Origin of the sequence: Microbacterium oxydans, assembly GCF_026559675.1 — a bacterium.
Taxonomy (GTDB): domain Bacteria; phylum Actinomycetota; class Actinomycetes; order Actinomycetales; family Microbacteriaceae; genus Microbacterium; species Microbacterium oxydans_D.
Genome location: NZ_CP092891.1, coordinates 2,945,838 through 2,971,489, shown reverse-complemented (window position 1 = coordinate 2,971,489; position 25,652 = coordinate 2,945,838). Strand labels below are relative to the sequence as shown.

At 70.3% G+C, this 25,652-nt stretch carries 23 protein-coding genes and 1 tRNA gene; 9 read left to right on the top strand and 15 right to left on the bottom strand.

Features of this window, described 5'->3' with window-relative positions; translation table 11 throughout:
• Positions 1-23: 23 nt before the first annotated feature.
• The 4 genes from MME74_RS14400 (at position 24) to MME74_RS14385 (ending at position 3,744) form a co-directional block, all read left to right on the top strand.
• A complete protein-coding gene (locus tag MME74_RS14400) occupies positions 24-1,184 on the top strand; it encodes an acylneuraminate cytidylyltransferase (RefSeq protein WP_267415739.1) in 1,161 nt (386 codons plus the stop codon).
• Positions 1,185-1,278: 94 nt separating this feature from the next.
• Positions 1,279-2,151, top strand: a complete 873-nt coding sequence (locus MME74_RS14395; RefSeq protein WP_267415738.1) for an N-acetylneuraminate synthase family protein — start codon at positions 1,279-1,281, stop codon at positions 2,149-2,151.
• A complete protein-coding gene (locus tag MME74_RS14390; RefSeq protein WP_267415737.1) occupies positions 2,148-3,542 on the top strand; it encodes a DUF6716 putative glycosyltransferase in 1,395 nt (464 codons plus the stop codon). Before MME74_RS14395 ends, MME74_RS14390 begins: the two co-directional genes overlap by 4 nt.
• Positions 3,543-3,668: 126 nt before the next feature.
• A tRNA-Met gene (locus MME74_RS14385) sits at positions 3,669-3,744 on the top strand.
• Between the two features lie 39 nt (positions 3,745-3,783).
• Here MME74_RS14385 and MME74_RS14380 read toward each other — a convergent pair.
• Positions 3,784-3,975, bottom strand: a complete 192-nt coding sequence (locus MME74_RS14380; RefSeq protein WP_267415736.1) for a hypothetical protein — start codon at positions 3,973-3,975, stop codon at positions 3,784-3,786.
• A gap of 213 nt (positions 3,976-4,188) precedes the next feature.
• Here MME74_RS14380 and MME74_RS14375 point away from each other — a divergent pair, with 213 nt between their 5' ends.
• Positions 4,189-4,845, top strand: coding sequence for an NYN domain-containing protein (locus MME74_RS14375; protein WP_267415735.1), 657 nt, complete (start codon positions 4,189-4,191; stop codon positions 4,843-4,845).
• Positions 4,846-4,998: 153 nt separating this feature from the next.
• Here the strand turns inward: MME74_RS14375 and MME74_RS14370 are convergent, their stop codons facing one another.
• From MME74_RS14370 to MME74_RS14335, 8 genes are all read right to left on the bottom strand, one after another.
• Positions 4,999-5,889, bottom strand: coding sequence for a siderophore-interacting protein (locus MME74_RS14370; RefSeq protein ID WP_267415734.1), 891 nt, complete (start codon positions 5,887-5,889; stop codon positions 4,999-5,001).
• Positions 5,886-7,679 (bottom strand): ABC transporter ATP-binding protein, encoded by a 1,794-nt coding sequence (locus tag MME74_RS14365; RefSeq protein WP_267415733.1) that lies wholly within the window; start codon positions 7,677-7,679, stop codon positions 5,886-5,888. Before MME74_RS14365 ends, MME74_RS14370 begins: the two co-directional genes overlap by 4 nt.
• Positions 7,672-9,309 (bottom strand): ABC transporter transmembrane domain-containing protein, encoded by a 1,638-nt coding sequence (locus MME74_RS14360; RefSeq protein ID WP_267415732.1) that lies wholly within the window; start codon positions 9,307-9,309, stop codon positions 7,672-7,674. Before MME74_RS14360 ends, MME74_RS14365 begins: the two co-directional genes overlap by 8 nt.
• Positions 9,306-10,094, bottom strand: coding sequence for an ABC transporter ATP-binding protein (locus MME74_RS14355; protein WP_267415731.1), 789 nt, complete (start codon positions 10,092-10,094; stop codon positions 9,306-9,308). The genes MME74_RS14360 and MME74_RS14355 overlap by 4 nt, the downstream gene beginning before the upstream one ends.
• An 11-nt stretch (positions 10,095-10,105) precedes the next feature.
• Positions 10,106-11,209, bottom strand: coding sequence for a FecCD family ABC transporter permease (locus MME74_RS14350; protein WP_267415730.1), 1,104 nt, complete (start codon positions 11,207-11,209; stop codon positions 10,106-10,108).
• Entirely contained in the window at positions 11,206-12,279 is a 1,074-nt protein-coding gene (locus tag MME74_RS14345; protein ID WP_267415729.1) for a FecCD family ABC transporter permease, read from the bottom strand. Before MME74_RS14345 ends, MME74_RS14350 begins: the two co-directional genes overlap by 4 nt.
• 8 nt (positions 12,280-12,287) lie before the next feature.
• A complete protein-coding gene (locus MME74_RS14340; protein ID WP_267415727.1) occupies positions 12,288-13,349 on the bottom strand; it encodes an iron-siderophore ABC transporter substrate-binding protein in 1,062 nt (353 codons plus the stop codon).
• Between the two features lie 170 nt (positions 13,350-13,519).
• On the bottom strand, positions 13,520-14,362 hold the full coding sequence (locus MME74_RS14335; RefSeq protein ID WP_267415725.1) for a helix-turn-helix transcriptional regulator: 843 nt from the start codon (positions 14,360-14,362) through the stop codon (positions 13,520-13,522).
• 116 nt (positions 14,363-14,478) lie between these two features.
• Here MME74_RS14335 and arfB point away from each other — a divergent pair, with 116 nt between their 5' ends.
• A complete protein-coding gene (gene arfB, locus MME74_RS14330) occupies positions 14,479-14,919 on the top strand; it encodes an alternative ribosome rescue aminoacyl-tRNA hydrolase ArfB (RefSeq protein ID WP_267415724.1) in 441 nt (146 codons plus the stop codon).
• Position 14,920: 1 nt separating this feature from the next.
• Here the strand turns inward: arfB and MME74_RS14325 are convergent, their stop codons facing one another.
• Positions 14,921-15,799 (bottom strand): TetR/AcrR family transcriptional regulator C-terminal domain-containing protein, encoded by an 879-nt coding sequence (locus MME74_RS14325; RefSeq protein WP_267415723.1) that lies wholly within the window; start codon positions 15,797-15,799, stop codon positions 14,921-14,923.
• Between the two features lie 69 nt (positions 15,800-15,868).
• Between MME74_RS14325 and MME74_RS14320 the strand changes: the two genes are divergently transcribed.
• A complete protein-coding gene (locus MME74_RS14320; protein WP_267415722.1) occupies positions 15,869-17,080 on the top strand; it encodes an FAD-dependent monooxygenase in 1,212 nt (403 codons plus the stop codon).
• Positions 17,081-17,093: 13 nt separating this feature from the next.
• On the opposite strand, the gene MME74_RS14315 is transcribed toward MME74_RS14320, so the two are convergent.
• Positions 17,094-17,708 (bottom strand): TetR/AcrR family transcriptional regulator, encoded by a 615-nt coding sequence (locus tag MME74_RS14315; protein WP_267415721.1) that lies wholly within the window; start codon positions 17,706-17,708, stop codon positions 17,094-17,096.
• Between the two features lie 71 nt (positions 17,709-17,779).
• Here MME74_RS14315 and tet(42) point away from each other — a divergent pair, with 71 nt between their 5' ends.
• Entirely contained in the window at positions 17,780-19,066 is a 1,287-nt protein-coding gene (gene tet(42), locus MME74_RS14310) for a tetracycline efflux MFS transporter Tet(42) (RefSeq protein ID WP_267415720.1), read from the top strand.
• A 3-nt stretch (positions 19,067-19,069) separates the two neighbouring features.
• Here tet(42) and MME74_RS14305 read toward each other — a convergent pair whose 3' ends face one another.
• From MME74_RS14305 to MME74_RS14295, 3 genes are read right to left on the bottom strand one after another with little or no spacing between them, the layout of a single operon-like run.
• Positions 19,070-19,903, bottom strand: coding sequence for a nucleotidyltransferase family protein (locus tag MME74_RS14305; RefSeq protein ID WP_267415719.1), 834 nt, complete (start codon positions 19,901-19,903; stop codon positions 19,070-19,072).
• A gap of 54 nt (positions 19,904-19,957) precedes the next feature.
• A complete protein-coding gene (locus MME74_RS14300; RefSeq protein ID WP_267415718.1) occupies positions 19,958-22,036 on the bottom strand; it encodes a bifunctional lysylphosphatidylglycerol flippase/synthetase MprF in 2,079 nt (692 codons plus the stop codon).
• A gap of 56 nt (positions 22,037-22,092) precedes the next feature.
• The gene (locus tag MME74_RS14295; RefSeq protein ID WP_267415717.1) at positions 22,093-22,899 is read right to left on the bottom strand and encodes a tyrosine-protein phosphatase; all 807 of its coding nucleotides are present in this window, start codon (positions 22,897-22,899) and stop codon (positions 22,093-22,095) included.
• Between the two features lie 44 nt (positions 22,900-22,943).
• On the opposite strand from MME74_RS14295, the gene MME74_RS14290 reads away from it, so the two are divergent.
• Positions 22,944-24,785 (top strand): glycerophosphodiester phosphodiesterase, encoded by a 1,842-nt coding sequence (locus tag MME74_RS14290; protein ID WP_267415716.1) that lies wholly within the window; start codon positions 22,944-22,946, stop codon positions 24,783-24,785.
• Positions 24,786-24,926: 141 nt separating this feature from the next.
• Here the strand turns inward: MME74_RS14290 and MME74_RS14285 are convergent, their stop codons facing one another.
• Positions 24,927-25,580, bottom strand: coding sequence for a DsbA family protein (locus MME74_RS14285; RefSeq protein WP_267415715.1), 654 nt, complete (start codon positions 25,578-25,580; stop codon positions 24,927-24,929).
• Positions 25,581-25,652: the final 72 nt, after the last annotated feature.

Below are 25,652 nucleotides of genomic sequence, written 5' to 3'. Positions count from 1 at the left end.
AGAAGATGACGAGGATGAGGACCATGGACGAGCAGAGACCCCTGACGGTGGCGATCATCCCGGCGCGCGGTGGATCGAAGCAGGTGCCGCGCAAGAACCTGCAGCGCGTCGGCGGGGTCCCCCTGGTCGAGCGGGCGGTCCGGGCCGCGGCGACGGCGCCGGGCATCGACCTGGTGGTCGTCTCCACCGACGACGACGAGATCGCGGCGGTGGCGTCCTCCGCCGGCGCCCGCGTCATCCGGCGCCCGGCGGAGATCTCCGGAGACACCGTGACGTCGGAGAGCGCGATCCTGCATGCGCTGGACGCGCTCGAGGCGGACGGCCTGCGGGTCGAGATCGTCGCCTTCCTCCAGGCGACCTCGCCGTTCATCCCGAGCGAGGCGCTCGCGGCGGCGGTGGAGGAGATCCGTGCCGATCGCGCGGACAGCGTCTTCGCGGCACACGAGACCTACGGCTTCCTGTGGCGGGAGGGCGACGCCGGAGACGCGATCGCGATCAACCACGACGCCGCGCACCGTCCCCGTCGACAGGACCGCGAACCGCACCACCTCGAGACCGGGGCGTTCTACGTGTTCCGGGCCGCGGGTTTCCGGGAGAGCAGGCATCGGTTCTTCGGCAGGATCCGCATCGCGGCGGTGCCGGAGTGGACGGCCATCGAGATCGACGACGCGGATCAGCTCCGTGTCGCACGCGCGCTCGCCACCCTGCACGAGGTCCCTCAGCCGATCCCGGTGCGCGCGGTCGTGACCGACTTCGACGGCGTGCACACCGACGACACCGCGATCATCGACGCCGACGGGGGCGAGCGGGTGCGGGTCAGCCGCGAGGACGGGATGGGCGTCGCCCTGCTGCGTCGCGCGGGGGTGCCGCTGCTGATCCTCTCCACCGAGGTCAACCCCGTCGTCCGCGCGCGTGCCGACAAGCTCCGGGTCCCCGTGCTGCACGGCATCGACGACAAGGAGTCCGCGCTGCGGAACTGGGCGGAGGAGAACGAGGTGGCTCTCGCCGACATCGCCTACCTCGGCAACGACGTCAACGACCTCCCGGCGATGCGGATCGTGGGATGGCCGATCGCGGTGGCGAACGCGCATCCGCGGGTGCTCGAGGAGGCCCGGGTCGTGCTGAGCCGCCGGGGCGGAGAAGGCGCCGTCCGGGAGCTCATCGAACGGGTGTTGTCGAGCTGACCGACGCCGGTAACCCGGTCTTTGCGCGGTGTTCATCCTCGGCCCGTAGTCAGGAGGGAGGGGTTTGCACCAACGCTCGACGACCGGAGGAACCATGACTGTCAGCATCGGATCACGCGTGATCGGCGGTGGGCGTCCCGCCTACGTCATCGCGGAGATCGGCCTGAACCACAACGGCGACGTCGACATCGCGAAGAAGCTCATCGACGTCGCGGCCCGTGCCGGCGCCGACGCCGTGAAGTTCCAGAAGCGCACGCCGGAGATCTCCACTCCCGAGCACATGCGCGACGTTCCGCGTGAGACGCCGTGGGGCGTCATGAGCTATCTCGACTACCGTCGTCGCGTCGAGTTCGGCCGCGACGAGTACGTCGAGATCGGCGACCACGCCACGATGCTGGGCCTGGACTGGTTCGCGTCGCCGTGGGATGTTCCGAGCGTCGAGTTCCTGGAGGACCTCAACGTCGTGGCGCACAAGGTCGCCTCGGCCAGCCTCACCGACACCGAGCTCCTGGTGGCCCTGCGCGAGACCGGCAAGCCCGTCATCCTCTCCACCGGGATGTCGACCATCGAGCAGATCGACCGTGCGCTCGACACCCTCGGCACCGACCGGGTGGTCCTGATGCACGCGACCTCGACCTACCCGCTGGAGCCGGAGGAGGCGAACCTGCGGGTGATCGCGACACTGCGCGACCGCTACCCCGGCGTGCCCGTCGGCTACTCGGGGCACGAGCGCGGGCTCCAGATCTCCCTCGCCGCGGTGGCCATCGGAGCCGTCGCCGTCGAGCGCCACATCACGCTGGATCGCACGATGTGGGGCTCCGACCACGCGGCCTCCCTCGAGCCGACCGGCCTCGAGCACCTCGTGCGCGACATCCGGGTGATCGAGCGCGCGACCGGTGACGGGGTCAAGCGGGTGTTCGACAGCGAGCGCGCGCCGATGGCGAAGCTGCGCCGCATCTCCGCATGACGACCGCCCCCGGCATCCGCGTCGTCGCCATCGCGGACGCCGACTCGTTCGTGAAGTGGGCGGCGTCGCTGCTCGGCTCCGTGCCGGGACTGCGCCCGCACCTGCTGCTCGTGCGCACGCCGCTCACGGCCAGCGCGGCGCAGGAGCGCACAGCACTCGCCGGCACGACGCTCGGCGCCGAAGACGTCACCCGGATCGGGTTCGCGGAGGCCGCCGCCTGGCTCGAGGGTCAGCGCCCCGACGTCGTCCTCCTCGCGGGGCGCGGACCGTTCGTGCGACTGATGGGGCGCGTGATCGACGCGCTGCAGCATCGGCCCGTCACGGTCTCGGGACTGCCGGGCATGGCCATCCCCGCACAGCGCGGGGCGCTGGACTACCGCCGGCACACCGACCTGCTGGTGGTGCACTCACATCGCGAGGTGCGGGCGTTCGAGGAGCTCGGCCGTCGGATCGGCGTGCAGACCCCCGTGGCGCTCGCCACCCTGCCGTTCGCCCGCCGGCGGCAGCGGATGCTGCACCCGGAGCGGGCCCGTGTGGACGCTGTCGTCGGACCGCGCGGCGGTGTCGCCGTCGCCGTCGCCGACCGCCCGGCCTCGACCGCGCCGGTCCGGCCTCCGGCGACGGACATCGTCTTCGCCGCGCAGGCTCTCGTGCCGGTCGCGCGCGAGGAGCGCGCCGAGATCGCAGCCACTCTCGTCCGAGCGGCCGAGGCCGACCCGGGCCGTCGCGTCGTGGTGAAGCTGCGATCACGGCCGGGGGAGTCCGAGACGCACCTCGAGCGCGAACCGTACGCGGGGCTGCTGCCCTCGCGCCTGCCCGCGAACCTCGTCTTCTCGTACGACTCGATGAGCACGTCGCTGGAGACGGCCGCGGGACTGGTCACGGTGAGCTCGACCGCCGCGATCGAGGCCACCGCCCTCGGGGTGCCCGTCATCGCGCTCGACTCTTTCGGGGTGAGCAAGAGCCTGCTGAACACGGTGTTCGTGGGGAGCGGGCTGCTCGGCGGTCGCAGCGAGGTCGTGGCCGGGCGCTTCCGGCATCCGCATCCGGACTGGCTGCGCGAGAACTACTTCCACCCCGAGGCGGAGTCGACGTGGTGGGAGCGCGTCGAGCAGCTGGTGGCTCTGCGCCGTTCGGGCGCCCTGCCGGCGCGACGCGTGCCCGCGCCCCGCGGCGGATCGCTGCACGAGGCCTGGCACCGCGCGAGTGTGCTCGGGGCGGAGGAGCGCACGCTGCGCGGGACGGTCGCGCTCGCGGTGGGCGCTCCGGCGACGCGGGCGCTCGCCGCGCTGCGTCGGCGCACGGCGCCGGCCGGGGGAGGTACCTGGTCCGACGCCTCGACCGACTACACGCTCGAGCCGAACCCGTTCGAGGACTCGATCCGGCGCTGAGCGGGCGGGTGCGGGTCGGTGCCCGATGACGCCGGGTGACCGTCATCCGTCATCCTCAGACTCATAGGGTTATCCCAGGGAACGGTCCTGGCGGGTCAGATCACGGCCGGGTAACGTCATTCCCATCGCGGCGATCCGGGCGGTCCCGGGCCTCAGCTCATACCTGATGGCGTTGCGGGTTCGACTCCCGCCGTCGCGTCCACTTCCTGAGCGGCCGTCCGTCGACGACGTCGCGGAGCCGTCAGCGGTTCCGTCGCTTCGAACGGATCAGGAGCGCCTGCGAGAGCACCAGGCAGCCCATCGCGATCACCGTGAACCACAGCGTCGGGCTCAGCACCTCGGTGAGGATCAGTACCGCGCAGACCAGCCCGAACAGGGCGCCGAAGATGAGCAGCCCCCACTGCATGCCGGTGCTGGTTCCGTTGCCTCGCATCCCCTCACCCTGCCAGTCGAGCGCGGGGTTGTCGACCGGGAGCCGGGCTCGTTCCCCGCGGGTGGCAGATGCTCGCGGGTCGGACTCCGGTGGCCCGAGCTTTCGGTATCGACGATCTTGCGGCGCTGGAGCAAGACGCTTCGGCACATGGTCGCGGTGTTGCATATCGGTGGAGAACGGCTGTCCGCGTGAGCCCATGATTAGCATCGGAGGATGCGAACGCGACGAACCGTGCAGGTCTACGTCGACGGCTTCGCGCTCTTTAAGGGGCTTCTTCAGCGCCGGTTCCCGGAGCATAAATGGCTGGATCTGAGCTCTCTTTCTCAGAGGCTCTTCCCGCATCGAGATGTGGTCGGCGTCAAGTTCTTCACGGCGCAGCTCAAGCCGCAGACGAACGACCCAGGCGTCGGACAGCGCCAGCAGGTGTACTGGCGAGCCCTGCGTACCGTGGGCGTCGACATCATCGAGGGAACGTTCCGATTCAACCGTCAGTATCTGCCGAAGTCGCCCGAGGAGCTGGACGCGTCGGGGAAAGTCGTGACGGTGAAGGTGAAGCGACCTGAAGAGAAGGGCAGCGATGTCGCCCTCGCCTCCCATCTGATCATCGATGCGTTCGAGCGGGTTGCCGACTCATATGCCGTGATCACGAATGACTCTGACCTGGTGGCACCCGTTCGTATGCTCAGCGATCGAGGCCACGCAATCGCGCTCGTGTCTGTGGCGAACGGAATGTACAACAAGGCATTCGACGACGTGGGACTTGAGACCGTGCGCCAGATTCGGCGCGGAACGTTGTCTGCATCGCAGCTCCCGACCGAGCTTGTCGATACTGACGGGAAGACGATCAGGAAACCGTCGATGTGGCCGTAAAAAAAGCAGGCCCCCCGACTTCTCGGGGGGCCGCGCCCGGTAGTCGAAACATCCGGGTGGTTATGGGTCAAGGATACCTCAGCAGTGGCGCCCCCTGCTCAGCTTCTTGTGCGTGCCTCAGGGCGTGCTGATCACGGCGGTCGCACGCGCCCCTCACAACCCGAGCTGATCCAACCGCTCCTCGAAGCGCACCTGCACGTCCTCCGGCTCGTCGCCCTCGGCGTCGGCCCAGATCGCGTCCAACTCCTTCTGCACGGACTCGGGCAGGGCGGCGAACTTCTCGTCCCAGGCGGCGACCGGCGTCCAGTAGCCGACGACCTTGAACCGGGTCGCGGGCAGGCCGAGCTCCTTGCGCAGGTACTTGCGCACGTCGCGCAGCGCCACGGTCTCGCCGGCCACCCACACGTAGCCCTCGTCGAGCGACAGCCGGTCGTCGACGATGCCGCGCACGAGCGGGCCGAGCGCACTGGGACCGTGGCCGTTGCCGCCGATCACCCAGGTGACCTCGACATCGGCGCCCACCTCGAGCGGCACGCGGTCCGCCTCGCTCGGCACCTCGAGCACGACCCGGGTGCGCACGCCCTCCGGCGCCTCGGCGATGATGCGCGCCACGGCCGGAAGCCCGGTCAGGTCGGCGACGAGCACCTGCCACGTGATGCCCTCCGGCGGCGAGTACAGGCCGGTCGGGGAGTTCAGCCCGAGCACGTGGCCGGGCTCCGCACGCGCGGCCCACGGCCCCGCTACTCCCGCCTCGTGGATCACGAAGTCGATGTCGAGCTCGCCGGCGTCCGGGCGCACGCCGCTGATCGTGTACGTGCGCATCGGAGCCTCGGGTGCTCCCTCCGGCGTCTCCCACCAGTCGCCCGCGGGCACGGGCAGCGACACCTCCTCCGGGTCGTCGCCGTGCGGGAAGAACACCCGCACGTACTCGTCCCCGATGCCGGTGCTGAGGAAGTCGGCGACGCCCTCGCCGCCGAGGGTGATGCGGACCAGGGTCGGGGTGAGGGTGGTCGTGCTGCTGACGATGCCGCGGTGGATGCTCACGGAGTCTCCGTCTCTTCGTGGGGGGATGGGTCGGTGGGGGTCGGGTGGGAGGTGCTGCGGGTCTGCGCGAGCCAGGAGTCGCGGTAGGGCCCGTCGGCCGCGAGGAGCTCGTCGTGCGTGCCGCGCTGCGTCGCACGGCCGTCGGCGAAGACGATGATCTGCTCGGCGGTGACGGCCTGCTGCAGGCGGTGCGCGATGAGCAGGGCCGTGCGTCCTCGGCGCAGGGCGGCGATCGCCTCCTCCACGGCCTCGCGATGGTGGAGGCCGACGTCGGCGGTGGCCTCGTCGAGGATCACGACGTCCGGATCGGCGAGGAACGCCCGCGCGACGGCGAGCTGCTGGATGCGGCCCTCGTCCATCGGCACGGCGGGCTCCGCGGAGGAGTCGTCGATCTCGATCGTCAGTGCCTCGACCGCCCACTGCGCGCCGACCGCCTGCAGTGCCGCGACCATCTCGTCGTGACTCGCCTGCGGAGCGACCAGCCGCAGGTTGTCGGCGATCGTCCCGCGGAACTGGTGCAGCTCCTGCGACAGGTAGTAGGGGGCCTCCGTGCTCGACGCGAGGTACACGCTGCCCGCGGTCGGCGGATGGTGCCCGGCGATCACCCGTGCGAGGGTGCTCTTGCCCGATCCGGACGTGCCGACCAGCGCGGCCGTGGTTCCGTGGTCGACCTGGAGCGTCACGTCGCTGATGCCGCGACCCGTGGCCGGGTAGAGGAAGGTCAGTTCGCGCACCTCGATACCGGCGGACGACGACAGCGCGGCATCGGGCGCCGTCTCGCGGGCGACGGATGCCGGAGCGAGGTCGATGACCCCGACGAGACGCGCGAGTCCGATCGCCGCTCGCTGGATGTCGTTGAGTCCGAAGATCAGCTGTCCGACCGGGCCGAACAGCCGGTGGAAGAGCAGCGCCGCCGTGGTGACCGCTCCCACCGTGATCGCGCCGGCGGACTGCAGCAGGAAGCCGGTGCCGAGGATCGCGGCCAGACCGACGAGTTCGCCGCCGTTGATCCACCGGAACAGCCGGTTCGTCACTCGCACGCCCTCGATCTGCATGTGGATCGACGCCTCGGCACGCTCACGCACGCGCTCCAGCGCCTGCTCCTGCTCGTTGAAGGCGGTGAGGGTCTCGATGCCCTCGACCGCATCGAGCACGGCCTGGCTGCGTGCCGCCTCCCGGACCCGCACCTCGCGGAACACCACGCGCGACTTCCGCAGGAACGCCCGTGTCCCGAGGAGGTAGAACGGCGCCGAGGCGATGCCCGCCAGCGCCAGCCAGGGGTCGAGAGTGGTCAGCGCGACCACGGAGACCCCGATCGCGAAACCCGCGGACAGCAGCGTCGGAGCCACGTTCCCTCCGGCCTCCGCCACGGCATCCACGTCACCGGTGACGCGGGACAGGAGGTCGGCGCTCTCGCCGTCGTCGACCGAGCTCACCGGAAGCCGCATCGCCGAGGCGAACACGTCTTCGCGCAGGCTCGCGAGCATGTCCTGCACCAGACCGGTGAGAACGCGGACCGCCCACAGCATCACCACGGCCGCGCCGATGGCGCCCAGACCCGCGCCGGCGACCCACCCGGCGATGGTCGCGAAGCCCGCGTCGGATGACACGGCATCCACGATGCGCCCCAGACACGCGGGCATCACGATGCCGAGACCGGATGCCGCGAGGAAGAGCGCGGCCACGGCAGCGGTGCGACCGGGGTGCTGTCGCAGCAGCCCGCCCACGACCGCACGCACCCGGGTGCTGGAGGCGATCGGCAGCAGCGTCGTCGAGGTCTGGTCACTCATGGCGTGCGTCCGATCCTTCGGAGGGGAGGTCGACCACCCGATCGCAGGCGCCGAGGAGCACGGGCGAGGTGGTGATCACGATCACGGTCTCGTCGTGCTCGGCGAGCGCGCGGGCGATGTGCGCCTCGGTGATGGCGTCGACGGCCGAGGTGGGCTCGTCGAGCACGAGCACCTCGGCATCCGCGTGCAGGGCGCGGGCGATGCCGATCCGCTGCCGCTGTCCGCCCGAGAGCCGTCGTCCGGCCTCGCCGACCTCCGACTCCCAGCCGCCGACCTGCGCCACGGTGTCGTGCAGGGCCGCCATCTCGATGAACGGCGCGTGCGGGAGCTCCTCCGCGCCGTGGCCGCGCACGGACTCACGCAGGGATCCGCTCACGATCGTCTGCCCGTGCGGCGGAGCGACGACGCGACGGCGGTACTCCACCGGATCGAGGTCGGTCAGGTCGCGCAGCTCGCCGTCGACCGCGAGCGAGACGAGGCCGTGGTCGGGCCGGGTGCGCAGGCCGAGGAGCCGGGAGAGGGCGCGAGCCGTGTCGCTGTCGGCGGGACGGATGCCGAGCAGCTCGCGCTCGCGCACCTCGACGGGCGCGGAGGTGGAGCCCGTCCGGAAGGTCAGCACGACGTCCTCCGCCGGGCCGACCGAAGCGGACGAGGTCGCGGGCGCATCGAGCAGATCCTCGGCGTCGATCACCTCGGCGAGACGCTTGGCGGAGGCGAGCTTGTGGATCCAGTTCGAGGGGAACGACCCGGCGTACGCGAGGTAGCCGCTGATGAACTGCGCGAGTCCGAGCACGGTGACCAGCTCGCCGATGCTGATGCGTCCTTCCGCGGCGAACCACGCAGACATGCCCGCGAGCGCGGTCGTCGCGACGGCGGCGAGGGTGCCGCTCACGGCCTCGTAGGAGGCGAGGGAGCGACCCGCGGCTGTCGCGGCGCGGCGGGAGGTGTCGCTGGCTGCGACGTAGCGCCGCACGGCTTCCTCGCGCGCACCGATGCCGACCAGCACCCGGAATCCGCTCATGAAGTCGGCGGCGACGGCCCCGGCCTCGGTCGCCGCCTGCTGCTCGACGAAGCCTCGGCGTTCCAGCGGACGCGACACGACCTGCATCACGAGCATCATCGCGATGGTCGAGCCGAACACGACGAGCGTCGCGACGGGCGAGATCACCAGCATCGCGAAGCCGGCTCCGATGATGGCGGCGATCGTGGAGCACTGCTGCGCCACCGACCAGGCGACCCCGGCCACGCGGTAGGTGTCGGAGGTGACGAAGGTGAGCGCCTCGCCCGGAGTGACCGTGCGGCGCGAGAGCCGAGGGCGCAGCATCCGGGAGAGCGTGAGGTGCCGCAGCGCCTGCTCGCCGTAGCCGTAGATCGACACCATGAGTCGGGAGGCGGACTGGTAGCTCACGGTCAGCACGAGGAACGTGCCGACCAGCACCCCGATCCAGATCGCGAGCGCGACCGGGTCGGCGGGGAGCACGGCGCGGTCGATCGTCGCTCCGATGATGACGGGGATCGTGGCCTCGGCGAGGGCGTGCACGATGAGCAGCGCGGTCGCTCCGGCGAGGGCGACGCCTCGTCCCTCCGACTTCAGCGCGATCCCGAAGAGCCTCCGCGGCGTGGCCGTCACGGTGTCCGCCGACCGAGCGGGAGCACCAGCGGGGTTCCCGAGACGGGGTCGGTGATGACCTTGCACGGCAGGTCGTACACGGCCTGCACGAGCTCGGCGGTGATGATCTCGCGCGGGTCGCCCTGCGCCACGATGGCCCCGTCGCGCATCGCCACGAGGTGCGTCGCGTAGCGGGCGGCGTGGTTCAGATCGTGCAGCACGGCGACGAGCGTGGTGCCGCTGCGGTGCAGGTCGGCGAACAGCTCCATGAGATCGATCTGGTGCGCGATGTCGAGGAAGGTCGTCGGCTCGTCGAGCAGCAGGTGCGGGGTCTGCTGGGCGAGGGCCATCGCCACCCAGACGCGCTGCCGCTGTCCGCCGGAGAGCTCGTCGACCAGGCGCCGCGACAGGTCGGTGACGCCGGTGGCGGCCATCGCCTCGGAGACCGCGCGCTCGTCGGCGCTGCTCCACGTGCGCAGGGCGCTCTGGTGCGGGAACCGTCCGCGCCCCACGAGGTCGGCGACCGTGATGCCGTCGGGGGCGATCGACGACTGGGGGAGGAGCCCCAGCTTGCGGGCGGCCTCCTTCGGCTTGAGGGAGCGCAGCTCGTCGCCGTCGAGCAGGACGGTGCCGGTGGTCGGACGCAGCAGGCGGGCGAATCCGCGGAGCAGGGTCGACTTGCCGCACGCGTTCGGTCCGATGATGATCGTGAACGAGTTGTCGGGCACCTCGAGCGACAGGTCGGAGACGATGGGCGTCTCTCCGTAGCCCAGCGTGATGTCGCGGGCCAGCAGCGAAGTGGTCATGGGTGTTCCTTTCAGGTGCGGCGCGCGTACTGGGCGGCCAGCAGCCAGGCGAGGTAGAGGCCGCCGACCGAGACCGTCACCACGCCGACCGGCACGGCGAAGAGCTGGGCGACCGCGTCGGACACCACGACGAGGGCGGCGCCGGTCAGCATCACGGGCACCGTGCCCATCGGGGTGTTCGAGCGGGTGAGGCGCTGGGAGATCTGCGGGGCGGCGAGGGCGATGAACGAGATGGGACCGGCGGCGGCGGTGACGAGCGCGACCAGGGCCACACCGAACACCATCGCCGCGAGGCGGGTGCGTCCCGGACTGATGCCGAGGGCGGTCGCCGCGTCGTCGCCCATCTCGAGCACCGGAAGCGTCCGGGCGAGGGGAAGGGAGAGCAGGGTCACGACCGCGAACACGATCGCCGCGGGGACCAGCTGGTCGAAGCCGAGCGAGGCGAGCGAGCCCGCGCCCCAGGTCGCCGCCATCATCGCCTTCTCGACGCTGACCGAGATCAGGATCCAGGAGGTGAGGGACCCGAGTCCGGCGGAGACGCCGATGCCGACGATGATCAGCCGGAACGACGACATGGTGTTCTTGTTGGCCAGCACGTAGACGAGCAGTGCGGTGAACAGGCCCCCGACGAGCGCGCCGGCCGCCTTGAACATGTAGGTGTTCAGCTCGAGGACGATCATCACGAGGGTCACGCCGAACTGGGCGCCGATCCCGAAGCCGATGATGTCGGGGGAGCCGAGCGGGTTGCGCGTGAGCGACTGGAAGATGCCGCCGGCGAGAGCGAGCGCGGCCCCGCACAGCACCGCGAACAGCACGCGCGGCAGTCGCCACTCGAACACCACCTGACGGATGTCGGGGTCGGATGCGGGGTCGACGATCGCCCGGATGACCGAGGGGAAGTCCACCTCGTAGGCGCCGAGCGTCATGGAGGCGAGGCCCGCGGCGACGATCACCACGACGAGCACGATGCTGACGACGACGGCGCGCACGGAGACGAGGGCGGCGATCCGCGACGTCTCGATCCGGAACAGGCGGCGTCCGTGGTCGACGGGGGTGAACGCGGTGGGCGCGGAGGCGGTGTCCGGGAGCGTGACCGGCTTCTGGTCGATGCTCACAGTCCGCTCACCCGCTTGCGGCGAACGAGCAGGATCAGGATGGGTGCTCCCAGGAGGGCGGTGACGATCCCGACCCGCATCTCCCCGTTCGGGAGCACGATGCGACCGAGGATGTCGGCGAACAGGAGGAACGCGGGACCGATGATCAGGGAGTACGTCAGCACCCAGCGCTGATCGGGCCCGGTGAACCAGCGGACGACGTGGGGGATCATCAGTCCGACGAAGGCGATGGGGCCGGCGGCAGCGACGCTGGTACCGGCGAGCAGCGTGACGGCGATGATGACCAGCACCCGGGTCACGCGCACACGGGCGCCGAGCGCCTGGGCGAGGTCGTCGCCCAGAGCGAGGGCGTTCAGGGAGCGGGCGCAGAGGAGTCCGATGAGCAGGCCGGTCACGATCAGCGGCACGGCCCAGGTGAGCTGATCGAGGGTGCGTCCGCCGATCGAGCCGACGCCCCAGAAGCGCATGACCTGAAGGGTGCTGTGATCGCGCAGCACGATCGCGGTGGTGAAGCCGGTGAAGGCAGCACCGAGGGCGACGCCGGCGAGTGTGAGCTTCATGGGGGTCGCGCCCGAGGCGCCGAACGAGCCGAGGATGTAGACGAGCATGGTGAGGACGAAGGCTCCGCCGAGGGCGAAGGGAACGTAGGCGCCGGGGGTGGTGAGCCCGAGCACGCCGACCGCGAAGGTGACGGCGAACGATGCTCCGGCGTTCACCCCGAGGATGCCGGGGTCGGCCAGCGGGTTGCGCGTGAAGGCCTGGATGAGCCCGCCGCACACGGCGAGGGCGGCACCGACGACGATGCCGAGCAGGGTGCGCGGAACCCGGAGCTCCATGACCATCAGATGCAGGGGGTTCTCGTCGTCGTAGGAGAAGAGGGATTGGAGCACGGTGATCGGGTCGATCGCGCGGCTGCCGACGGCGAGCGAGGCGATGGCGGCGACCACCAGCACCACGGCCGAGAGGACCAGACCGGCCACGAGCGTCCCGTTGCGATGCGGGGAGTCGTCTGCACGACTCCCCGCATCCGTGTGCGAGACGTCCACGTCGTCTTCCGTCGCCGGGGACATCTCTCGGATCACTTGCCCGTGATGGTCGGCTCGCCCTGCAGCGCGGCGGCCAGGTCGTCGACGTACTTCGGGAGGATGTACTTGAGCGACAGCACGGTGGGCGCGCTGATGGCCGAGGCCTCGGCGTCGTCGGCGTAGATCACGTAGGAGTCGTTGGCGATCGGGTTCCAGCGGGACACGACCTTGTTCTCGACCGTGTAGGTGCCCTCGTCGGCGCTTCCGCCCCAGGCGGCGAACAGGTCGGCCTCCACGTCGTAGAGGTTCTCGAGGCTCACGCCCGTGTACCAGTTGTCGCCCTCGGCGGTCTTGAGGAAGCTGTCCATCGCCGAGGTCGACGTGAAGCCGAGCGCCTCGGTGATGCGCACGCGGGGGTCGTACTCGAGGTACACGCCGAGGTCGGTGCCGCCCTCGTTCAGGGTCAGGCCCCAGACGAAGGTCTTGTCTTTGAACTCCGGGTGCTCGCCGGCGAGGGTGGTGACCTGCTCCTCGGTCTCGGCGATCAGCTCCTCGGCCTTCTCCTCCTCCGAGAGCGCCTTGCCGACCGTGCGGGTCATGTCCTCCCAGGTGCCCGGGTTCCAGGGGCCTTCGATGTAGGGGACGGTCGGGGCGATCTCGGTCAGGCGCTCGTACTCGATGTCGGAGATGCCCGAGTAGAGGCTCAGGATGAGGTCGGGCTTGAGCTCCTTGATGGCCTCGTAGTTGGGGCCGTCCTCGAGGAAGGGGATGATCTCGGGGGTCTCGCCGTACTCCCCGGTGACGTAGTCCTCGAACCACGGCTGGTAGCCGCTCTCGCCGGCGCCCCAGACCTCTTCCATGCCGACCGGGTTCGTGCCGAGCGCGGCGACGATGTCCGAGGTCATCCAGCCGAGGGTGACGATGCGCTGCGGCTTCTCGGGGATCACGGTCTTCCCGTGGCCGTGTTCGATGACCACGCCGTCCGCGGCGGCGGAGGAGGAGCTGGAGTCCTCGGGGGTGGACGAGCACCCGGCGAGGGTGAGGGCGGCGGCGACGGCCGCGGCGACGAGGGCGGAGCCTCGGCGGATCTTCGGGCGCGCAGAAGCGAGCGACATGGTTCTCCTTCGGGAAGGGGGGAGGGGTGTTGCCGCGTCCACGCGGCGGGAAGTTAGGTAAGCATGCCCTAACAGAACGATGCTAGAACGCGGATGCCGCGGTCAGTGTCGCGGGAGCGACGACTTGTGTCGCTGATCCGACATCACCGGGCGGATTCGGCGCCGGAGGGTCAGCGCCAGTAGAGCTGGTGGGCGGCGTCGGCCTGCACGCGAGCCACGTGCTGGCGCGGTGTCATGCCGAACCGCTCCTTGAAGGCCGCGGAGAAGGCGCTCGTCGTGGCGTAACCGCAGCGGTGCGCCGCCGCGCCGATGGGGGTGCCGTCGACGATCAGTCGCGCCCCCAGCGTCATCCGCACCCCCGTGCGCCAGCGGCCAAAGCTCATGCCCACGTCGTTCTGGAAGACCCGCAGCACCGTGCGCTCGTGGAGGCCGTGGGCGAGGAAGAGCTCCGTCGCACTGCGAGGGTCTCCCGGGTCGGCGAGCACGGTCTGCACGAGCGGAGTGACACGTTCGTCGGACGGGATCGGCACCTCGCCCCACTCGCTCGCGGCCTCCGGCAGCGGCTGCTGCAGCATCTCGATCAGCACCGACTGGATGCGCACGCGCAGGTCGGTGGGCATGTCGTTGATGCCGAGATGGAGCAGCATCTCCTGCACCGCGCGGGGCACGAGCACGCGGGTGATGCCGTCGATCGGTGCGAGGAGCGAGGCATCGGGGATGTAGGTGTAGCAGCCCGTCGAGTCCGGCTCGTGGTGCGCGGTGTGCGGCGTGTGCGCGGGGATCCACACGCCCTGCCCGGGGGCGAGGCGCCACCGGGCGTCCTGCAGATGCACCCACACGGTGCCGCGGTAGCACCAGGCCAGCATCGGGTCGGCGTGGCTGTGGGGAGGGGAGAGCGGGCGCGTGCCGGTGTCCTCCGCGGTGACGACGCCGGTGCCCATCAGGTATGGCTCGTTCACGGTCGACGGATACGACGGACTCGCGTCCCAGTCGTCCTGCCGGTATGAGTTCATTCGTGCTCCGCGTGAGACGGCTGCCGGCATCGTCGTGACGAGGGGCCGCCGAGCCTGCCGTACTCCGCCATGCTATCCGGGGTGATGCGCGGGACCGGATCGGTGATGATGGAGGCATGCCTTCCGCCCATCGCCCCGGTCTTCGCGTCTCGGCGGGTCTCACGATCCCCGGGTCCGAGCTGGCGTGGCGCTTCTCGCGGTCGTCGGGACCGGGCGGGCAGGGCGTCAACACCGCCGATTCCCGCGTGGAGCTCGTGTGGGATGCGGCGAACTCGGCGGTGCTGTCCCCGCATCAGCGGGACCGGCTGCTCGACCGGCTCAGCGGGCGTCTGGTCGACGGCGTGCTGACGATCGCGGCATCCGAGCACCGCGCGCAGCTGCGCAACCGGGATGCGGCACGGGATCGGCTCGTCGCGCTGGTGACCGAGGCGCTGCGCCCGCCGGCACCGCCGCGCCGCCCGACCAAGCCGAGTCGCGGATCGAAGGAGCGACGGCTGAAGGAGAAGCAGCGGCGCACCGACGTCAAGAGTCTGCGTCGGCGTCCTCGCGACGAGTGAGTCAGCGCCGCAGCCAGCTCTCGATCCCGTCGAGCAGTCGCTGCAGCCCGAACTCGAACAGGGCGTCGAGGTCGAGGTCGAAGTCGTCCGACCTCACCAGGGAGGCGAGCAGCGGCAGATCCGTCGGCGACACCATCGCGGCGATGTCCGTGGATCGCGTCGTCATGTACTCGTCCGCCGTGAGTCCCGTGTCCTGCCGCTGCTCCGCCTCGAAGGCGATGTCGGTCGCCAGCGACTTGACGTGACTGAACACGATGACGCTGATATACATCATCGTCTCCATGCTGAGCTTCAGCGGGGCGAGCGCCCGCAGGCACCACTCCGTGTAGCGGAACCCGTTCGGGACCAGTTGCGGCCGGGAGATCGACATCACTCCCGCGAGCCAGGGGTGCCGCTGGAACCCCGCCCACTGCAGCCGTGCGGACACCTCGAGGTCGGCACGCCAATCCGCCGACGGCTCGGGGAATGACTCCTCCCCGAGGACCGTGTCGATCATGAGCAGGACGAGGCCGTCTTTGCTGTCGACGTGGCGGTAGAGGGACATCGTCGGGGTGCCGAGCTCGGCGGCGATGCGCCGCATCGAGATCGCCTCGATGCCCTCGGCGTCGGCCATCGCGACGGCGGTGTCGACGACCTTCGCGGTCGTGAGCCGGGGAGAGGGTGCGGTGGCGGGGGAGGTGACGACGCTGCCGATGCCGGGCGTGGAGACGATGAGGCCCTGCTGCTGCAGGAGTGCGAGGGCCTTGGTCGCGGTGGCGATCGCGACGCCCCAGTCGCGGGTGATGCCGCGCGCCGAGGGCACCCGGTCGCCCGGACCCAGATCCCCGGACGTGATCCGTTCGGCGATCTCCATCGCGATGGTCTGAGAAGTGACGCGCATCGTACTAGTACACCACGATTCTAAATAGAACACTTGTACGCCGTACATCTGCGTATTAACGTGCAGGGCATGAACGAATACAGCGTACTCATCTCCGGCGCAGGCATCGCAGGACCCGCACTCGCGCACTGGCTTCACCGGCAGGGCATCCGCTCCACGATCGTCGAGCAGGCATCCGATCTCCGCCTCGGCGGCCAGGCCGTCGACCTCCGCGGTCTCGGCGAGGTGGTGGCGCAGCGGATGGGCATCATGCCCCGTGTGCGCGAGCGCATCGTGCATGAGAAAGGACTGCGCTACATCGACAGCGCGGGTCGCGAACTCGCCACGATGCCGGCCGACCTCTTCGTCGGCGACGGAAGCCCCGTCACCGAGATCGAGATCATGAAGGGCGACCTGACGGAGATCCTCCACGACCTCGTGGCGGATCACACCGAGATCATCTTCGGTGACCGCATCGCCGGGTTGGCGGACGGTCCCGACGGCGTCGAGGTCACGTTCCGCAGCGGGATCAGCCGCACCTTCGACGTGGTCGTGGGCGCCGACGGCATCCACTCTGGTGTGCGGGCGCTCGTCTTCGGTCCCGAATCCGACCACGTCGTGCACCTCGGTGCCTACCTCGGCTACTGCACCGTGCCGGACCCGGGTCCGCTCGACTCCTGGTTCGACATGTACAGCGAGCCGGGGAGGATGCTCGCGCTGCGGCCCGAGCGCGGCGGATCCGCGAAGGCGATGCTCGCGTTCGCAGACTCCGGCGTCGACGTGGACCGGCGTGACGTCGAGGGCCAGAAGCGCCTGCTGCGCGAGGTCTTCGCGGGCATGGGCTGGAGAGCCGAGGAGCTGCTCGCGGCGGTCGACGCGGACGACGACTTCCACCTCGACACCGTCAGCCAGGTGCACATGGACGGATGGACCCGCGGCCGGGTCGCGCTGCTCGGCGATGCGGGCTACTGCGGCTCCCCGCTCACCGGCATGGGGACGAGTCTCGCCCTGGTCGGCGCGTACGTGCTGGCCGGCGAACTCGGGCATGCGCGGGGCGACCACGCGGCGGCGTTCGCGCGCTACGAGGAGATCATGCGTCCGTATGTCGCGGCCTCGCACGCGCTTCCGCCCGGCGGCGTCGACGGGTTCCTTCCGCGCGGACGCTTCATGCTCCGGATGCGGGTCCTGTCGGCGCGGCTCATGCATCACTGGCCGATGCGCCAGCTCGTCGCCCGGATGCTCGACAAGTCCGACGCGATCGAGCTGCCGGACTATCCGTGGCGCGCCCTCGCCGCCGTCTGATCGGCGCGTGAGGTCAGTCGGACGAGCCGGCGAGGTCGGCCTCGACCGGCGCCCAGCCTGTCTCGAGGATGCGGAACCCGGCATCCAGGGTGGCGAGCTGATCGTCGGTGTCGTTCACGAGCAGCTGCATCTGCAGGACGAATCGGGCGTACACCCGGATCTCGGGGGTGGGCTCGGCGAGGCCGAGCTCGTCGGCGATCGCGTCGGCGAGGGCGTCCTCGTGGCGGAGCCACATCTTGCCCGCGTACTCCCGCAGGGCCGGCGTCTCGTTGAGGAAGCGCATGAAGACGCGGGTGACGTCGTTGCCGTGCTCGTCCACATTGGCCCGGATCTCCGCGGAGTAGAAGTCGTGGATCGCGTGGTTGATCGTGCTTCCCGCGGGCCGATCGCGGACCGCGGAGACGAGCCGGTCGCGCTGCTCGTCGTCCTCATCGAAGACCAGCGCCTCCTTCTGCGGGAAGTGCGCGAACACGGTCGTCGGAGAGACGTCCGCGGCATCGGCGACCTCGCGGATGCTCACGTTGTCGAAGCCGCGCTCGAGGAACATCGTCGTCGCGACGTCGGAGATCGCCTTTCGGGTCGCGGCCTTCTTCCGTTCGCGGCGCCCGAGGGGCTCTGAAGTCGTCATGGAGAACAGCTTACCGTGAACCGACTCCAAAACTGACTTGACACCAAAACTGGTACCGATACACTTTCGGTATGACTTCACCCAACTCCCTCACGCGACGGGATCAGAACCGCGCGTGGATCATGCTCATCGTCCTCACGATGCTCACCGTCATCGGCATGACGGTCGTCCTCCCCGTCCTGCCCTTCGTCGTGCTGCAGTACGTCTCGCACGAGAGCGACCTCGCCATCTGGGTGGGCGTGCTCGAGGCGATCAACGGACTCTGCGCCTTCCTGGTCGCCCCCTTCCTCGGCCGCCTCTCCGACCGCTTCGGCCGTCGCCCGGTCATCATCGCCGCCGCGTTCGGTGCCGCGTTCTCGATGGCGCTCTTCGGCATCGGCGGCGCCATCTGGGTGCTCGTGCTCGCCCGCGTCATCCAGGGGCTGACCGCCGGAGACCTCCCCGCCCTCTTCGCCTACCTCGCCGACATCACCCCGCCCGAGCAGCGCGCGAAGCGCTTCGGCCTGCTCGGTGCGCTCTCCGGCATCGGCACCATGATCGGACCGGCGATCGGCGGCCTCCTCGCCGCCATCAGCATCCAGCTCCCCGTGTTCCTCACGGCGGCCACAGCCCTCACGATCGCGATCCTCAGCATCTTCCTGCTCCCCGAGAGCCTCAAGCCCGGGAACCGCATCACCGCGATCAAGATGCGCGACGTGCAGCCGTTCGCCGTCTTCAAGGATGCGTTCGGCCGCAAGGAGCTGCGCGGACTCATGATCGGCTTCGGTCTGCTCGCACTGCCCTTCGGCTTCTTCGTGAACAACTTCAGCGTCCTGGCGCTGGACTCGATCCAATGGGGACCCACGCAGATCGGACTCCTGACGGCGGCCGTCGGCATCATCGACATCCTCATCCAGGGTGTGCTGCTCGGCATCCTGCTCCCGCGCATCGGCGAGCGCGGCGTGATCGTGAGCGGCATCGTCGCGCAGATGTTCGGGCTCGCCGCCCTCGCCATCGTCGCCTCGGTCTTCGCCCAGCCGTGGGTCTTCATCGTCGGCGCGCTCATGCTCGCCGCGGGCCAGGGCGCCTCGCAGGCCGCCATGGACGGCGCGATGTCCAACGCCGTCGGCGACGACGAGCAGGGCTGGCTCGGCGGTGCGACCCAGTCGCTGAACGCGGCGATGGGCACGGCCGCTCCGCTCATCGCGGGTGCGCTCTACGCACTGGTCAGCCACGCCGCCCCGTACTGGCTCGGCGTCGCACTCATGATCGTGGCCGTGATCGTGGTCAGCCGCGCGCACATCGCGAACACCGCGAAGCGCCCGGCCGACGAAGCCCCGGACGGTGCTCCGGTCGCCCTCGCTGAGACGGTCGGCTGAGCGTCAGTCTGCGGGAGCTGCCGGCCGCGGCAGCTCCCGCAGTCGCGCGATCGTCGCGAGCAGCTCGGCCGCCGTCGTCCCGAGGTTCCCGAGGGCCGCGGCGGCGGCTCCGCTGAAACCGCCGGTACCGATCTCCAACCGAGCGACGTTCGTCACGAGACCCTTCTCGTTCGTGACCCACCGGCCCGCAGCGGCATGCCACGCGTGGGCGGTGAGCATCGTCGTCGTGGTGCCGCACAGCGAGACATACGCGACATCGCCGGCCTTCGCCCCCTTCATGGCGGCGTTCAGCAGGAAGTCCACCTGCCACAGGTTCGCGAGGAACGCCTCGCGGAGCGGCACCGGATAGGGGGAGACAGTGCGCGCGAGTCCGGTCAGCAGCCCCTCCGGGTCGTGCAGCGGCACACTGGTCGCGACCTCGCCCGCGTACGCCACATCGAGGAAGCCGAGCGGGTGCCCCGGCTGCGGATGGAAGGCGAACTCGCCCCGCGCGGCACGAGCGCACTGCTCGGCCACCCGAGCCACGTCGCGCAGGATCAGGTCGACGGGGACGCCGTCCACGATCAGCCAGGCGCCGCTGTCGACCCACGGACCCCATCCGCCGTGCTCGGCGATCTGCACGGGCTCGCTCGTCCAGGCGCTCGCCACTCGTCCGAGACCCGCGCGGTCGACGTCGGCATCCACGTACAGCCCCAGGTCGATGTCGGAATCGGGTCGATGCGTGCCTCGGGCGCGGCTACCGCCGAGAGCGACGGCGCGCACTCCGCGCACGGCGCACAGGTCGGCGGCCATCGAGCGGAGGCGGTCTTCATCGAGCACGAGACCGATCGTACTCACGTGGTTCTCGCACGGCCGCTGCGCGCGCCATCCGGAGAACGTGGCGGCGCGCCCTCAGTCCTTCCCGCCGCCGCGCACGAGCTCGAGCCCGGCGCCGGCGAACTGCCGCAGCGTCGCATCCGGCAGGAACGCCCGGGTGAGCGCGCCGCCGATGCGGGTGAGGTCGCTCTCGTCGCGGAACAGGAGGTACATGGTCTCGTATCGCGGATGGAACTTCTGCTTGAACCGGTGCAGCGACCCGAAGCCGTAGACCGGCTCCAGGGCCTCGGCCAGTCGATCGCTGAGCGCGGCGATCACGCCCGCATCCGGCGGATAGTCATGGGCGAGCGGTGCCCCGGAGAGCGACATGATCTCGGCGCCCTCCTCGGAGAACTGCTTCGCGGACGATCCGATCAGGTACTCCATCACCGGCCCGAACCCGCCCTCGCGGCGGCGCATCAGGTCGAGCGTCCAGCCGCGCACCGCGCCGTCGCCGCCGTACACGGGGAGCCAGGACAGGAAGCCGTCGACGTCGCCGTTGGGGGCGAGCGCCAGGGCGAGGCGCACCTCCGGATCCTCGGCCTCGTCGAGAGTCCCGAGCGTGAAGCGCATCTCGGGCAGATCCTTGTCGCCCACCCAGGCCTCGGAGATCGCCCGCAGCTGCTGTTGCACGCCCCACGACTCCGCCTTGAGGTGCGTCAGGCGGAACGTCATGTCCTCCCGGCCGGCCTTGTTGAGGGAGGTGCGCACCGAGTTCCAGCGCTTGCCCGTGAATTCCAGGCCCGGCAGGTCGACGATCGTGTCGTCCGCCACGACGATGCTCCGCCACGTCGAGGGGACGGCCGCGCGCGTGGCCTCGTCCGCACTGAAGAAGCAGGGCACGAGACCGGCCAGCTCCGCGGCGTGGATGAAGTCGGTCACCGCCTCGGCGCGCCCCTCCGCCGGGCCGATCGGATCGGCCAATGCCAGCGCGACGCCGTTCCGCCGCTGGTACGCCACGATGCCGCCGGTCACGCGGGCGTAGCTGTTGCCGTCCCAGGTCGTCATCCAGGACAGCGTCCCGCCGCCGTGGGCGCGCAGCTCGCGCTTCATGTCCTCCGCCGTGGGGGCGGGTTGCGCGCCGAGTCTCGCCCGTCGCTTGGCGCGGAAGGCCCGGCGCACCCAGATCAGGTACACGAGCACGATCAGCCACAGGAAGCCGTTCGCCAGCGCGAGCTCGGTCTCGCCGTCCCAGCGGAAGTCCACCTGGGCCTGGCTGAAGACCGTGATCAGGGTCAGCACGAGCGCAGCGACCAGCACGTTGAAGATGCCGAGCAGGAGAGCGAGCACCCAGGTCCAGCGCCGGCCGCGACGCAGACCGTTCACGAGCACCAGGATCACCACGAGGTCGATCGCCAGGTCGATGAACCCTCCGGAGGCCGGGTCGGTCGGTCCGAACGGGCCGTCGGTGGGCACGAGGGTCGTGATGATCTCGACCGCGCCGAGCACGAGGACCGCGATCACCGCGATCAGGCGCTGCTCGCGGACGGTGGTGTGCCGCACCCGCAGCGACCTGTCGACCGCGAGGATCAGCAGTACGGCGAGCAGATGCTCGAGGTCGGCGACCTTGCCCCAGAACAGCATCGCGATGAACACGAACCCCAGCAGGATGAGCCAGCCGCGCACGCGCCACGGTGGACGGAACAGCCCCACGGCCGCGGCGATGCAGGCCATGGTCCCGCCGGAGGCTCCGACGTCGAGCGCCTGCGCCTGGTCGGCCGCCCACTCCCACGGGAACTGGGAGAGCACCAGCAGGAGCAGCGCGGTGGCGAAGATCGCGAACAGCTGACCGACCCAGTAGTAGGCCAGTGCGACGCGCGTCCCGCGACGGAACTCCAGGAACGCCATGCCCCAGAATCCGGCGATCGTGAACGCGTAGACCCACGGCTGGTTCACGAAGAACGTGCCGGTGAGGGGCGTCCACCACTTGCCGTCGGTGAGATTCGGCAGACCGTAGGCGACGGTCTGGAAGAGCGTCGTGTCCTCGAACGGCGCCCACAGGCCGTTCCAGACGACCCCCACCACGAGGATCAGCAGCACCATGGTCAGCGTCGCCGGGATGCGGCGGACGACGGCGATGGCCGGGTGGGGCGAGGGGGAGCGCTCCTCAGTCATGCGCTCAGCGTAGCGAGCGGGTGCCTCCTCCGACGGGGAGTGGTCGTGCCGAGTCGCTATTCCCCGCGCAGCACGCGACGCAGGTCGACGATCTCCGCCGCGGTCATGCCGCCGCTGCGCAGGTAGCCGGCCACGTCGCCGTGGTTCGCGGCGATCCAGTCCATCGCGGCCTCGATCGCGGACGCGGGAGACTCGGTCGCCAGGGTCTTCAGTGCCGGGGTGAGGGGCACACCCAGCGAGGTGATGAGCGCGGTCAGCGCCTCGGCGAATCCGTGCGCGAGGTTCTCCCCGGTCTCGGTGTAGTCGGCCACGATCTCTTCGCGCGGCACCTCGGCGACGAGCAGGAGGATCGCGGCGGCGAGACCGGTGCGGTCCTTGCCGGCGGTGCAGTGGAACAGCACGCCGGGTCGCTCCGTGCGCGAAGCCTGGAGCACGGTCTGCGCCACCGCCGCGAACGGCACGGCGCTGGCCTCCAGGATCGAGACGTACAGATCCTCCAGCGTCGGCACCTGCTGCAGGATGGTGGCGACCTGGGTCACCGACAGGCTCGCTCCGCCGGCGGCGGGCAGCAGGTGCTTCACCATCTCGTCCATGGCGCCGCCCTGCATGGGCAGCGGCAGCAGGGTCACGCTGCCGTCCGCCGGAAGACGATCGGCCGCGCGCGAGCGCTCGCCGTCGGTGCGCAGGTCGATCACCGTTCCGATGCGGAGATCGACGAGTGCCTGCAGCCCCTCATCCGTCAGCGTGGCGAGGGCATCGGATCGGAAGAGGAGACCGGAGGCGAGCGTTCCGCCTCCGGACGTGGGCAACCCGGCGAGCTCGCGAGCGTTGTGCGTTCCCTGCAGAACCGAAGTCAATTCCATCGTCGTCCGGGCCCTCTCCCTGATTCTGGTCTCAGCGTATCGGGATGGCGGAGCGGTTCGGCGCCGGACGCTACTCTCTGACCATGCAGACCGACGTCGCGGGCTCTCGTCCGCCCTCCGCCTGGTCACTCGTCCCTTCCGCCGTCGTGATGGCGGGGAGCATCCTGCGTCGACGGCTCCTCCTCGTGGTCGTCGTCACGATCCTCGTCGAGGGCCTCTACGTCTGGGGCGTGCTTCCGCTCCTGCTGACCCTGTTCCAGGCAGCCCTGCGCGCGGCCGGTGTCGACGGGATCAGCACGGCGGGCCTCCCCGGATTGTCGAGCAGTCCGGTCGCGATCCTCGCCCTCGTCCTGATCGCTCTCGTCGCGACGCTGTTCGCCCTCGTCGCCGTCAGCGTCTTCACCGTCGTCGCCGAGCTCTGTCTGCGTGGTGAGGCTCCGTCCGCGCGGGCGCTGCTCCGTGGCCTCGCGCGCATCGGTCGTCGGGCGCTGAGCTGGCAGATCGTCCTGTTCGCGGGGTACGCACTGCTCCTCGTCCCGCTGTCGCACATCGGCGTCGGCACGACCGTCACCTCGCACATCGCCATCCCGAAGTTCATCAGCGGAGAGCTCACGAAGACCGTCCCCGGCACCGTCGCCTACACGGTGGTGGTCATCGGACTGGTCTATCTGGGGCTGCGTCTCGCCGGAACCGCGGCCGCGCTCGCCGGGGAGCAGGAGACTGTGTGGGCGGCGATGCGTCGGAGCATCGCGCTCACCCGGCGGACGCAGGTGCTCGTGGCGGTGCTGTTCCTCCTGACGGGAGCGGCGGCGGCGGCGGTCCTCACGCTGACGGGGCTGCTCGGCGCGGTGCCCGTCGCGCTCGCCGGAGACGGCGGGGCGGCCGTGGCGGGGACCATGCTCGCGATCCTCGATCTCGTGCGCTTCGTCGTGACCGGAGTCGTCGCGGCGTTCCTGTCGTTCTTCTTCGTGGCCGTGAACCGCGGCGCCGTCTCCCTCCCCGCCCCGGCCCCGGTGCGGGACCGACCGTCGCGGGTGCTCGCGACCGTCACGCTCGTGCTGTTCGGGGTCCTCGCCGTTCCGCCCACGGTGTTCGCGACGCTGGCGACGGCGCCGTCGGCCCCGCCCCTGGTGATCGCCCATCGCGGGTACGTCGCCGGGGGAGCGGAGAACACGCTCGGCTCCCTGCGCGCCGCGGCGGAGGCCGGAGCCGATGTCGTGGAGATGGACGTCCAGGAGACGGCCGACGGCGGATTCGTCGTCATCCACGACGTGAACCTCGGGCGGCTGACAGGCGACCCGCGGAACGTGTACGACCTCGACACCGAGGAGGTCACGCGGCTCGTGGTGCGGCAGGGGGCGTTCAGCGATCGCATCCCGACGCTGGAGGAGTATCTGCGCACCGCCGACGAGCTCGCCATCCGCGTCCTGGTCGAGGTCAAGCCGCACGGACACGAGGAGCCGGGCCTCGCGGATCGCGTGGTGCGGGAACTGGATCGGCTGGACCCTGCGCGGCATCATCTGATCCAGTCGCTCGACGTGGACATCGTCGCGCGGATCACCGCCGCCGATCCGGAGCGCCCCGTGGTGCTGGTCACCGGGCTCCAGATCGGCGATGCTCCGCGCACCCCGGCGCAGGGTGTGGCGGTCGAGGACTGGTCGTACTCGGACGAGATGCTGGTCGGCCTCCACGGCGAGGAGAAGCAGCTCTTCGTGTGGACCGTGGACGACCCGGGGCTGCTCGCCGAGTACATCGACCGGGGCGTCGACGGCGTCATCACCGACAGCGTCGCCGAGGCGGTGGCGATCCGGGAGCTCCGGCAGACGATCACCAATCCGGTCACGCGGTATCTGTCCGCCGCGTCGCGGAGGATCGCGGTGTTCTGACCGCGACGGATCGCCGACGAGTCCGACGGCTCGGGGGCGCTATCAGGCTGCGCGGCGCCGCCTCGCCGACATGCTGGCACCCGCCCTCTCCGACTCGGGCGCCCACGGCGGCGAGGACGCCTGAGTCGGAGTCGCGCGGCCTCAGCCCTCGAGGGCCTTCTCGATGGCCTGCTCGAGGTCGTCCCACTCCTGCAGCTCGACCTTCTCGCCGTCGACGAAGAACGTCGGGGTGCTGTTCACCTGCAGCTTCTCGCCGTCGCTCTTGTCGGTCTGCACGCGCGCGGCGGTCGCGGGATCGGCGACGGCGGCGTCGTAGGCGGCCATGTCGAGCCCGAGCTCCTCGGCGAAGGCCCGGAACACCTCGGGGGTCTCCTCGGACTGCTCGCCCCACTGCGCCTGGGTCTCGAACAGCCGGTGGTACATGTCCTCGAAGCGGTCCTGCTGCGCCGCGGCCTCGGCGGCGAGGGCGGCCTGGGTCGAGTTGATGTGCCCCGGCAGCGGGAAGTACCGGACGACGTAGGTGATCTCCCCGTCGAACTTCTCGCGGAGCTCTTCCACGACGGGGTAGAACGCCCCGCACGCCTCGCACTCGAAGTCGAGGAACTCGACGACGGTCACGGCACCCTCGCCTCCGTCGTCGAGGACGTGGGAGTCGGTGCGGACGGTGGGCTGCGAGCCGCCCTCGGGCGAGGCGGCAGGCTGCTGCTGCTGGGTGATGGCGAACACGATGCCGACGATCAGCAGGACGATGGCGACGGCGATGGCGATCAGGGTCGCTTTGACAGAGTTCTTCACAGGGGGCTCCAGACACACGGGTACGACAGGGGAGGGATGCCGCGCGGGGCGGCTCGATGCGCACGTCGCGGG